The sequence below is a fragment of the Pseudomonas sp. MEJ108 genome, from assembly GCF_030208985.1.
Taxonomy (GTDB): Bacteria; Pseudomonadota; Gammaproteobacteria; order Pseudomonadales; family Pseudomonadaceae; genus Aquipseudomonas; species Aquipseudomonas fragariae.
Window position 1 is genome coordinate 94,631 of the sequence record NZ_JARVSW010000026.1, and the last position, 11,443, is coordinate 106,073.

Consider the following 11,443-nt stretch of genomic DNA (forward strand, 5'->3'; position numbering starts at 1 on the left):
AAAAGCGCCGCATGGAAGCGGCGCTTTTGCGTGCAACCCCGTCTGCTCAGGCGTGCAGAAATGCGCGGGCTTCGCGTGCCTGAGCAATAAAGCCACGCGTCACGTCGCAAAAGGCTGGCTCATCGAGCGACACCAGCTCACGTTGCGCACACAGGCGCACATCGCCCTGATCGACGGCAAACCAGCAACCGTGCAAGCGGGCGACGTCGAAGTTCAGGCTCAACAACTGCTGCAAATCGGCAGAGCGTTCCGGACAGCGCCCGACACGGCAATGAAAGATGACCATCTCACTGTGCTCGGGCAACTCGATGATGGCGGCTTCGTTGTCCTGGCCGTCATACAGCGCGCATACCCCGTTCTGCCAGGTAAGCGAAGTGCCAAGCTGGGCACCCAGCGCAGTGATGAAACGGGAGAACTCGTGTTGCGAGGTATTCATCGTCATAGTCCTTTAGGAAAAGCCTGAGCTGACCAGGCAGTGAGTGGCTGCCTGGCGCTGCAGGTTCCACAAAAAGGGGCCGCCAGGGACACAGCCCCCGTGTGTTTATGAGCCTCGACGGCCCTCCTCCATCGAACTCAGTTCGACATCGACGGGGTCAGCGTTGTCCGCAGGCAAGGGTGTCTCTGGCGCGTTGCGTGAATTGCGCAAGGCCGAAACACCTTTCGATACGCCCTCTTCCACCCCGCGGAGTGTATCCACCACCAATTGGGTCGGTAATTGCAACGCCCCTCTGCCCATGTGATAGGCGCTTTCAACGGCTCTGGGGATACCAAGCGCAGTCCCCGGCTGGAACGTGTGTGGCAGTGAAGCTCTGTCTGGATGGCGAATAGTGTTCCAGGCGCTTTCAGTACGCGGCAGCATCGGCATTGCGCCGCCCATGCCCGCCTCTTTCAGGGCCTTGGCCTCGGCCGTGACCGACTGGTTGGCATACAGGGTCGACAGGTAAGACACCGAACCGGTTGCCGCCAGCGCCATGTTGCGCAGGATATTCCTCGCGCTGAGCGTGCCGGATGCACCTTGGGGCTGGACGGCAACCGGTGGTAGCGCGCCGTTCAGCGCTGCGCTCTGCACACCTGAAACAGCCTTGCTGTAGAACGCAGTGCGTACCGCCGGTTCGCGAAGGTCCAGGCCTTTGGCCAGGTCCTTGCCCAGGTCGGCATTAGCGCGGTCCGGGGTGAAGACCGGGATCTTGCGCCCGCGCGGATCGACATAGGTCGAGTTCAGCTGTGCAATGGTCTGGGTGGTGGCTGATATGGCCCCGGCGATCCCGGAGGTCACCGCTCTGGCCGACAGGGTCTGGCCATTGAGCAGATTGAAATCATTGAGCATCTGGCGTACCGCCTGCCCGCCACCAAAGGCGCCATAGGGGATCATCTCGCCCAGTGGATGGGTAGACGAAACCTGAACCTTTTTCTGATTCAAAACCGCTCGCTCGCTTTCGACGAACGCCTTGTCCTCAGCGGCTTCCTCAGGCGTTTTTCTGACCAGTGCGCCGTTGTCGTTCTTCAACTCGAAAGGGTCGGGAATCACCGAGTCGGTATCAATCCCCTTGAGCGGCACCATATTCAGCCGCTCGTTGAGGCCGGCTTTCTGAAACCCGGCCTGCACCATCGGCTTCAACAGGTTGGTAACGCCCTCGTGAGCCACCCCGGCAGTCAGTCCTACGGCCAGGGCCCTCTTCATGCTGGCGTCGGCGCTTTTTTCGGGAACGGCATCTTTCATCGCGTCACCGGTGGCCGTGCGGATATACCCCAGGTGGAGCATGGACACCATAAACTGCGGCACCGCTGCCGCGACGATCGGACCGATCCCCTTCCAGCCGCCGACCGAGCTGCGATCAACGTTCAGCTTGTCGATCAGAGCATCCATTTGCGTGTGAGCGGCAACGGCATTCAACCGCTTGGCTTCAGGCGATTTGCAGAAGTCGGCGTGCAGGTCGCCCAGCATCGCCCTGGCCGTTTCCAGTGCCTGCCTGTCCATCAGCAAAACCGGTCTGCTGTCCTCAGTGGCGCCCTCCAACTGGCTGTCCAGCGCGGCGATGCGCTCGTCCAGCACCGCGAGACTGTGGTTCAGCCCCGCTTCGATGGATTTACTCGCCCGACCGGCGTATTCGCCAAGCGCCGCCTGACTGACCGCCAGCGTGTTACGGTCGCGCAGCCCTCCGGGGCCGAATGCCTCAGCCGTCGCGTCATGCATGAGCTGGAAGTGCTCCAGCTGGTCTGCGAGCGACCGGGCAAAGCCCTTGATCAATTGTTCGGTCTCGGCCTTGCCTGGCAGATGCCCTGGCTCAGCGAATCGTCCGAGCATTTGCTGTAAATCGGAGCCGTGAAACTGTTGCAACGCATAACGCTCAGGCGACAAACGGGCGGCCATGACCTCGAAGGGCAGTTTTTCAGACTGCAACAGACTGCCGATCAGCAGGGCCGCGTTAGCGCTGATAGTCGGCGTGGAAGTGCCTTGTACGGTGGGCTGTTCGGCACGAAACTTCTCCAATGTCGGCAGATGTCGCGGCGCGACTGGCAGGCGAGCGGCACCGGCCGCCGAGCTTTCCGGCGCTTGCGCGGCCGACTGGCTGGCGGTCAGCGGCGGGTTGCTGCTCGGGCTTACCGCATGTGGATGAGCCTGGGCGACAGCGGCAGACGGCTGCGGCTGGTTCGCCTGAACGATTTCGGTACTGCCTGATCCGCCGACTCGTGTGCCAATCATTGGAACCTCCCGGAACTCGCAGGATTGTCACGCGTGGTTGCCTGAGAAGCAGGCATATTGACCGGGGCGCCCGCAGCACCCACCGGCCCCATGAAACCGTGCTCGCGCCACTCTCTGGCCAGGTCGGCAAAGGACTTCATCAGCAACAGCACGCCCTCGGCTGTCGCTCGTTCAAGGCCTATCGATCCCATCAGCAGCACTCGGCCGGTCTGGGCATTCCAGGAGAAAGCCGGGCTGTGGGCCCCCGAAAACATATGAAAGTTGATGTCCATCAGCGCCAGCAAGGCGCTGTCACGATTGCGCGCGGGCAGCGCGCCCATATCCCCGTAGATGAGAATCGCACGCCCCTCGTCGCGGTCCTGATAGTGAAGGGTGAAGTCGACGTCGCTGATTTTGAAATTGGCTGACTCGTAAAAACGTTCAGGTTCGGAGATCAGACTGAGCGCGCAAATCTCATTGATAAGCGTTTGATATTCATCATTTTTGTTCATTTCACGGCCTCTGAGTGCGATGTGAGTCCACACCATTTTTTTGCTGGCGTGTGCGCACTGAGTCGGAGGGCAAGGGGTTTTGGTTCCTTGGGGCGAGGTGACCTCTCCAGAGCGGTGCATCGGGATCATCGTCCGTCAACGCACACAAACGGGAACCCATCCCCCCGTGCTGCCACTCACTTCGGGCAACGCCAAGGCAGAGTCCTCATCGACCTATAGAACCCGACAAGGACGCGGCGATCAACGCCGGTAAATCCGGAAGACGACGCTGGTTCATATGTCCATCCCATCGAGGTAAAGCACCATGAGCATCGGTATCAACTCATCCACCTCCTACCAACCCGCTTCAACCCAGCTGGACTTCTCGGCGCTGAGCGGCAAGAGTCCGCAGACCAATACGTTCAGCGATGAGAGCACTGCACAGGGCGTCGACCCGAGTGCCCTGCTGTTCGACACTGCCAGACAGAAAGACGTCAGCTTCGGACAGCCCGACAATACGGTTCAAAACCCCACCGACAGCAGCGCTGCAACTGACCCTCAATCCAACGTCGTCAAGCTGCTCAGTGCACTCGTCACATCGCTGCTGCAAATGCTCATGAACCTCAATAAAAAACAGGACACGGGTCAGGACTCCAACGAGTGGCAAGACCCGTTTCAAAACGAGGGAGGACTCGGTACGCCATCGGCCGAAGGCAGTGACGGTGGTACTCAGGAGGCTTCAGGCGGTGACGAGGGCGGCGGTACAACGGCGGCGACGGGTGGTGACGGTGGTGGCGGTACATCCCCGACCACTGAAGGTGACGGCGGCGGTACATCTCCAACCGCTGAAGGTGACGGCGGCGGTAGTTATGTGTCGACTGGCGCAGACGGCAGCGGCGCGCCTTCGACCGAGGACGGAACCGGCGGAGGCGGTGGCAGTGATGGCGTGACGCCTCAAGTCACCCCGCAACTGGCCAATCCCGGCCGCAACTCGGGCAACGGCACGGTTTCGGATACAACGGGCTCTCTTGAGCAATCCGGCGAAGTCAATGTCGTGAAAGACACCATCAAAGTCGGTGCTGGCCAGGTGTTTGACGGCCACGGTGCAACCTTTACCGCCGACAAGTCGATGGGCACCGGCGACCAGGACGAACATCAGAAGCCCCTGTTCGAACTGGCCGAAGGCGCTGTGCTGAAAAACGTGAACCTGGGCGAGAACGAAGCCGACGGCATCCACGTGAATGCCAAAAACTCGGAGCAAGTCACCATTGATAACGTGCATGCCCAGAACGTCGGTGAAGACATGATCACCGTCAAGGGTGAAGGCGGCGCAAAGGTCACCAATCTGAACATCACTAACAGCAGCGCCAACGGTGCCGATGACAAGGTCATTCAGCTCAATGCCGATACCCACCTGAAAGTCGACGGTTTCAAGGCCACCGATTTCGGTACGCTGGTCCGCACCAATGGTGGCAAGCAGTTTGATGACATGAGTGTCGAGCTCAATGGCGTGGACGCGACCCATGGCAAGTTCGCACTCGTCAAAAGCGACAGTGACGATCTGAAACTGGCCACTGGCGACATCGCCATGACCGACGTCAAGCACGCCTATGACAAGACCAAGGCGTCTACCCAGCACACCGAGCTGTGATACGACGCATACATGAGAAACAAGCAAAGGGGCGCACTCCGTGGAAGGCGCCCCTTTGCTTTACCGGCTATGGGTCGAAACGCTTATGAGCGCCCTGGCTGGAACGGCACCGCGCTCGGTGAACCCGCTGCAATGCCACCCTCTTCGATGTCCGGCTCACGAGCATTGCGACGACGTAATGTGTCAAGCAAGGATGCCCCCGTCGCAGCAATCGCCTCACCACTCGCGTCAATGCCCGCCTTGGCCAGCTTGACAGTCTGGTCAGCTACATAGCTGGTCGAACTCGACGCCGCCGATTTGACCGTATCCTGCAAGAACGACTCAGCTTTTTTCACCGCGGGATCGGTTGCGACCGCTGCGGTGGTCCAGGCCGCAAAAACGCCTGCCGAGGCGGCCATATTGGTCAGTTGGCTGACCGCCGCCTTGGTGGCCGGATCAGTGATATTTTTGGTCGCCATCTCCTGCAATTTGCCCACGCCGGCAAAGCCGCCTGCCAGGGCCAGCCCGTTTTGCGCCAGACCGGTGGCCGACACCAGGCTTCTCACCGCTTTCAGGCCGTCGGTGGCGACGTCCAGCGGCAGGCCAGCCACCCGCTTGCCGGCGTTCAGTGCCGCGCCGGAGTAGCTGGCTGACTTGATCGCTTTGTAAGCCACGAGCCAGTCGGTTTCTTCACTCAAGTCTGCCTTGGGTTCCTGGTCCTTGATGCCGAGCACGAATGCACCGCCGCGCAAGTGATCACGCGCCTGCACACTGAGCATACGATTGCCGAACCCCGCGTTGGCCGCCAGGCCACCTGCCGCCGACACGCCAATGTCGACCGCACCCTGCACGGCGGGTCTGGATGCCAATGCTGGCGCCAGTACGGTACGCACCGCATTACGCGCGCTGTAAGTCTGGACGGCAATGCCCAGATCCACCGCCTGACGCATGACACCCGGCGAATGACGCTTCACGGAAGCCGCCATCGCATCATGCAGTTTCTCAGGCGGGGTATTCAGGTAGTGCAGGTTTCCCGTGGCGCGATTCATGACCGTGGTGCCGACCTGATCCATGATCCCGGACAGCGCTCCGGACACAAATGGCGTCAGGGGTTTGAGCGGCGTCGGCAGCCAGTCGCCCTTGTTGATGGCAGGCTGCATGTATTGCAGCACTGACGCAGCGGCAAACGGCGTGGCGCGCAGCGCGGTCGAAGCGGTGGTTGCCATCCTGTCGAACTTCTCCGCCTTGGCGAAGGTGTCGGCAATGGTGGCAGGCGTTTCGCCCTCGTCCCGCAAGCATCTGGCGCGAGCATCAATGATGTTGTCGAGCTGCTCGTTGTGCGCATGAACGGCATCCTGGTCGACGGCCGATTCACTCAACGGCAGTTTGTGCGCAGCGAATACATGATCTTTCAGGTAATCGGTAATGGCTTGCAGATTAGCGTGTTCGGCAGGGCTGAGCTCGCGAACGGAACTGGAGGCAAACGATTCCGATGCAGAATAAAAGCGCTCCAGCTCGATGCTGGGCTGCGGGCTGCCGGGTCGGTTGATGTGCATTGAAACTCCCTCTCTATTGCTTAAGTTGCGTAGCAACGCGCCGAGACGGGTCTGGCCGGACGACTTGCTTGCGAACAGGCAAGGCAATGAGGCGTCGGTCCGAGAGTGATAGCAATTGCAAACGTCCGGGGGCCCGTCAGCGAAGAGGACCGACAAGGCTGTGTGGTCGCAACAGTGCCGGGGGTTCCAGCTGTTGGTAGGGGTCGCCATGGTCAAGACAGGCGTGACTGTTTCGCCACCATGGAGAATTAAGCGAGCTTTAAGCCTCGGTCAGTAAGTTTGCAGCGTGGCTTATTGATTGACCGCGCCAAACCCCTTCCAACCCAGCAAAGGAGTGCCGCAATGTCTGGTCCTTTTGAAAAAAAATGGCGGTGCATCAGCAGAACGGTCACCTACGTTGGCTGGTCATTGTTCTGGCTTCTGCTCTGGGACGTGGCCGTGACCATGGACTTCATGTTGATCCAGGGTGCGGGGATAGATCTCCCGCTGATGCCGCTTACGCTGTTGTGCTCGGCGCTTATCGTGCTGATCAGCTTTCGCAATTCCAGCGCCTACAACCGCTGGTGGGAAGCGCGCACGCTATGGGGCGCGATGGTCAACAGCTCGCGCAGCTATGGCCGCCAGGTACTGACCTTGATTGAAGGCAGCGCCAATGAACGTGGCAACCCGGTGAAAGAAGTATTGTTCAATCGTCACGTGGCTTACCTGCGGGCACTGCGCGCTCATCTGAAAGGCGATGTCAGCACAGCAAAACTCGAAGGGCTGTTATCGCATTCCGAGATTCAGCGCGCGCGTGAGAGTAATAACTTTCCCAATGACATCCTCAACGGCTCGGCAGCCATGATCTCCGAAGAGTTTGCCGGAGGGCGAATCGACAGCATCCGCCTGGCGCGACTGGAGTCGACCATGGTCGAACTGTCCAACTGCCAGGGCGGCATGGAGCGCATCGCCAATACGCCGCTGCCCTACCCGTACGTCTATTTTCCCAGACTGTTCAGTACCCTGTTCTGCATCATCATGCCGCTGAGCATGGTGACCACCCTGGGCTGGTTCACCCCGGCGATATCCACGGTCGTCGGCTGCATGCTGCTGGCAATGGACCGCATCGGCACTGACCTGCAAGCCCCGTTCGGCGCCAGCCAGCACCGGATTCGCATGGAAGACCTGTGCAACACCATCGAAAAGAATCTGCGCTCGATGTTTGATGCGCCGGCAAGGCAAAGTCTGGTGACCGACTCGCAAGACCAGCAGGGCAGCGCCTGGCAACCGCATCGACTGGTCGTTTGATGCCAGGCACGCTCGTCGCTATTTATAAACGCTGAATATAACTTGCGTGCTGTAGCCGCTGACGTTTAAGACAGTGGCAAGGCGACGTTGCAACCAGCCATCGCAGTTATGCCTGAACGTACCGGACTCAGAGGTTTTGCTGTCGGCCCGACAGATCGCGAGCAAGCTCGCTCCCACTAAGACAGCGTTGTTCAGGCAGATCGCGCAACGCATTGCCTGAGCTGTGGGCAGGATGATCGGAGTACCCCATGCATCTGCTGTCGCTCACTGCTCGCTTGTTCGGATGCTCTAGAGTCGCCTTTTTTGATCCAGACTCGACGTCGCCTGGTTCCCTGTCAGGGCAGTTGGGTAGAATGAAGCACACTTTGCGTCGACGCCAAAACAAGGGAATGTATGTTCAAGCAATGCCTGTTACTCGCTACGGCCATCTCACTGAGCGGCTGCTGGAGCCTGATGTATCACCTCGATGGTGAGCGTTGCGTCTATCCCGGTACACGGCACGGCTGGGCATGGGGTACTAAAGATGTGACATCGACCTGGCCCTGGTTGATAGACGTGCCGTTCTCTCTGGCGCTGGACACGCTGTTTCTGCCCTACGACCTCACCGCTTTCCTGCCGGAAAACCTTGGCGGTGATGATCGCGAGTGCCATTTCAATGATGGGCTTAATGTGCTTGGTTGACAGGCTCCCGCTGGGTATGGGCTCACCTCTGCTTACGACTGGAAAAGGACACGACTTGATGCTCGCCCCCAAACTTCACCTCCTGTGCGGCAAGATCGCATCCGGTAAATCGACACTGGCAAAATCAATCGCGACCGAGCATTCAGCGATCCTGTTGAGTGAAGATCAATGGCTCTCCCGGCTCTACCCTGACGAGATCAAATCAGTGGCGGACTACGTGCGCCTGGCCCATCGGATTCGCGACATCATCGGCCCTCTGGTCATCGACATGCTGAAGTCCGGCATGTGCGTGGTTCTGGATTTCCCTGCCAATACGCTCGCCGACCGCCAGTGGCTTCGCAGCCTGGCTGAAGACGCGCAGGTTAAGCATCGACTGCACTATCTCGACGTGGAAGATGATATTTGCCTTGCCAGACTGCATGCTCGCAACCAAAGAGCCGAGCATGACTTTGCGGCCACAGATGCGGAGTTCAGGCTGATCACACGCTACTTCCAGATTCCACACACTGACGAAGGGCTGGATATTCTGGTTCACCGCCTGTAATTCATCAGAAGGCGCGTGGTGATGTTCTTCCAACAGTCTGATATCTGATGTTCCTGCAACAGGCACCCTGCGTAACCGGTCGGCAAAACCCGGAACGAACGGATGCCTTCACGCCACTACACAACGAAGCCTGCCATATGAACCTTCGGCCGATATGGCGCTCACTTTATAGGTTGCCTTGTCTCATTGCCGAAAGGAATTCGCATGCTTTCGACCTCACCATCGAACCCTCTTGCCAGCCCTGTCGAGCGTGAGCTCAGTCTACGCGCGGTGATTACCGGGGTTGTGCTCGGTATCCTGTTGACGCCTTCCAATGTGTACGCCGGGTTGAAGATCGGCTGGTCGTTCAACATGTCGATCATTGCGCTGTTGATCGGTTATGCGATCTGGCAAGGGCTGTCGAAGCGCTCTTCCGGGCAGCTGCCGTGGACGCTGCATGAGAGCAACATCAACCAGACTGTCGCCTCCGCCGCTGCGTCGATCATTTCCGGCGGGCTGGTCGCACCGATTCCGGCTTATACCCTGCTGACGGGTCAGCAACTGGATGCCATCCCAATGATCGCCTGGGTCTTTTCGGTAAGCTTTCTGGGGATCTGGATTGCCTGGTATTTGCGCCCGTCACTGCTCAATGACGCATCGCTGAAATTCCCCGAAGGCATGGCCACTCTGGAAACCCTCCTGCACATCTACAATCACGGCCGTGAAGCTGCGACGCGCCTGAAGGTGCTGCTCAGTACCGCGTTGCTGTCAGCACTGGCCAAGTGGGTCGACACGTTCATATGGGCGTTCCCGCGCTGGTCGCCGAGCGCTCAGTTGGAGCGCCTGACTTTTACCGCTGACCCTTCGCTGCTGCTGGTGGGGTTTGGGGCGATTATCGGTATTCGCGTCGGCCTGACTCTGCTGATCGGTGCCTTGCTGGCCTGGGGTGGCCTGGCGCCGTGGCTGCTGGAACAGGGGCTGGTGACGTTACCGGCCGACAGCAGCGGCCCGCAGTTCGCCGCGCTGGTGGAATGGTTGCTGTGGCCGGGCGTGAGCCTGATGGTCTGCTCGACGCTGGCCTCATTGGCCATCCGTCTGTGGACACTGCACGCCTCCACCAAGGCCAGCGGCGGGACGCCCTGGTCAATGCCCAAGCCCGGGCCGGCCGCCGGGTTTGCGCTGGCGATCCTGTTGGTGGTCAGCCTGCAGGCACTGTTGTTCGGTATCAATCTGTGGATGGCCTTGCTGACCATTCCTCTGGCGATCTGCCTGGCGGCCGTTGCGGCGCGAGTGGTCGGTGCCACGGGTATTCCGCCCATCGGCGCAATCGGGCAGTTATCGCAATTGAGCTTCGGCATCGTCGCGCCCGGTCAGGTGCCGATCAACCTGATGAGCGCCAACACAGCCGGCGGTTCAGCCGGGCAATGCACCGATTTGATGAACGATTTCAAGGTAGGCCGGGCGATCGGCGCCACGCCGCGCAAGCAATTGATTGCCCAGACACTGGGGATTTTCGTCGGCAGTATCGTCGGGGTTCTGGCTTATATGGCGCTGATCCCGGACCCGCAATCGATGCTGCTCACCGAGGAATGGCCAGCCCCGGCGGTGGCGACCTGGAAAGCCGTGGCGCAGACCCTGACGCACGGTCTGGATTCGCTGTCGGCGAGCATCCGCTGGGCGATTTTCATCGGCGGTCTGGCCGGCTTGCTGCTGGGTATCCTCGACAGCACACTGCCCGCGCATCGCGCCCGGTACCTGCCCAGCGCCGCAGCACTGGGCCTGGCCTTCGTGCTTCCCGCCTCGGTGTCGTTGATGATGGCGCTCGGTGCAGTGCTCACCTGGCTGGTGAACTGTCGCTGGCCGTCACTGACCGAACGCTTTGCCATCACCGCAGCGGCTGGCCTGATTGCCGGCGAGAGCATTACCGGCGTCGGTGCGTCGTTGTGGCAGATGGTTCAGAACGGCGGGTAGGCATAGGCATGGCGCGACAGGCAAACTGCTATGATTCGCGTCTGTGCAAACGGGTTGAAGAACATGAATCGTCGCAAGAAAATCCAGCAGTTGCTCAAGGCCCATGCCAAAAAGGCCAGCGCCAAACTGGCCCCGCAAAGCAAAGACAAATACATCAGCAAGGCCGACCGCTTGAAGCTGGCGGCCGAAGCGGATCAGGACTCGACCCGCCCGTCTGAAGGCTGATCCTCCATGTCAGCGCCATCGTGAGACGCTCTGCGTCCTCTTGGCGACGCAGAGCGTCTAGAACTGCATTCCCACGTGGAGCGTGAGGAACGATCATCTCAACTATCGTGCGACGCTCTGCGTCGTATGCCGCTCCGGACGCTCTGCGTCCTCTTGCGACGCAGAGCGTCTAGAACTGCATTCCCACGCTGGAGCGTGAGGAACGATCATCTCAACTATCGTGCGACGCTCTGCGTCGTATGCCGTTCCGGACGCTCTGCGTCCTCTTGCGACGCAGAGCGTCAAGAACTGCATCTACACTCTGAAGCGTGAGGAACGATCATCTCAATTATCGTACGACGCTCTGCGTCGTATGCCGTTCCGGACGCTCTGCGTCCTCTTGCGACGCAGAGCGTC

The 11,443-nt window shown here is 59.9% G+C and carries 10 protein-coding genes; 6 read left to right on the plus strand and 4 right to left on the minus strand.

Annotation, left to right across the window (positions count from 1 at the left end):
• Nucleotides 1–46: 46 nt before the first annotated feature.
• The 3 genes from QRN50_RS13980 to QRN50_RS13990 form a co-directional block, all read right to left on the minus strand.
• Nucleotides 47–436 (minus strand): type III secretion system chaperone, encoded by a 390-nt coding sequence (locus tag QRN50_RS13980; protein WP_004406567.1) that lies wholly within the window; start codon nt 434–436, stop codon nt 47–49.
• Between the two features lie 105 nt (nt 437–541).
• The gene (locus QRN50_RS13985; RefSeq protein ID WP_024642740.1) at nt 542–2,704 is read right to left on the minus strand and encodes a hypothetical protein; all 2,163 of its coding nucleotides are present in this window, start codon (nt 2,702–2,704) and stop codon (nt 542–544) included.
• Nucleotides 2,701–3,195 carry a CesT family type III secretion system chaperone gene (locus QRN50_RS13990; RefSeq protein ID WP_024638530.1) on the minus strand — a complete coding sequence of 165 codons (495 nt, stop codon included), beginning with the start codon at nt 3,193–3,195 and terminating at the stop codon, nt 2,701–2,703. The genes QRN50_RS13985 and QRN50_RS13990 overlap by 4 nt, the downstream gene beginning before the upstream one ends.
• A 304-nt stretch (nt 3,196–3,499) precedes the next feature.
• Here QRN50_RS13990 and QRN50_RS13995 point away from each other — a divergent pair, with 304 nt between their 5' ends.
• Nucleotides 3,500–4,825, plus strand: coding sequence for a pectate lyase (locus QRN50_RS13995; RefSeq protein WP_011266872.1), 1,326 nt, complete (start codon nt 3,500–3,502; stop codon nt 4,823–4,825).
• Nucleotides 4,826–4,908: 83 nt separating this feature from the next.
• On the opposite strand, the gene QRN50_RS14000 is transcribed toward QRN50_RS13995, so the two are convergent.
• Nucleotides 4,909–6,360, minus strand: a complete 1,452-nt coding sequence (locus tag QRN50_RS14000; protein ID WP_096126764.1) for a type III effector — start codon at nt 6,358–6,360, stop codon at nt 4,909–4,911.
• 342 nt (nt 6,361–6,702) lie between these two features.
• On the opposite strand from QRN50_RS14000, the gene QRN50_RS14005 reads away from it, so the two are divergent.
• The 5 genes from QRN50_RS14005 to QRN50_RS14025 all read left to right on the plus strand — a co-directional run bounded on the left by QRN50_RS14005 (nt 6,703) and on the right by QRN50_RS14025 (nt 11,047).
• On the plus strand, nt 6,703–7,647 hold the full coding sequence (locus tag QRN50_RS14005; RefSeq protein WP_024642744.1) for a bestrophin family protein: 945 nt from the start codon (nt 6,703–6,705) through the stop codon (nt 7,645–7,647).
• Nucleotides 7,648–8,040: 393 nt separating this feature from the next.
• Nucleotides 8,041–8,328, plus strand: coding sequence for a YceK/YidQ family lipoprotein (locus tag QRN50_RS14010; protein ID WP_003314115.1), 288 nt, complete (start codon nt 8,041–8,043; stop codon nt 8,326–8,328).
• Between the two features lie 58 nt (nt 8,329–8,386).
• The gene (locus QRN50_RS14015; RefSeq protein ID WP_032656345.1) at nt 8,387–8,872 is read left to right on the plus strand and encodes a P-loop nucleotide/nucleoside kinase family protein; all 486 of its coding nucleotides are present in this window, start codon (nt 8,387–8,389) and stop codon (nt 8,870–8,872) included.
• Nucleotides 8,873–9,076: 204 nt separating this feature from the next.
• Complete coding sequence (locus QRN50_RS14020) at nt 9,077–10,822, plus strand: OPT family oligopeptide transporter (protein WP_032656343.1); 1,746 nt, start codon at nt 9,077–9,079, stop codon at nt 10,820–10,822.
• A gap of 63 nt (nt 10,823–10,885) precedes the next feature.
• A complete protein-coding gene (locus tag QRN50_RS14025) occupies nt 10,886–11,047 on the plus strand; it encodes a DUF2986 domain-containing protein (protein ID WP_011266868.1) in 162 nt (53 codons plus the stop codon).
• Nucleotides 11,048–11,443 lie beyond the last annotated feature (396 nt).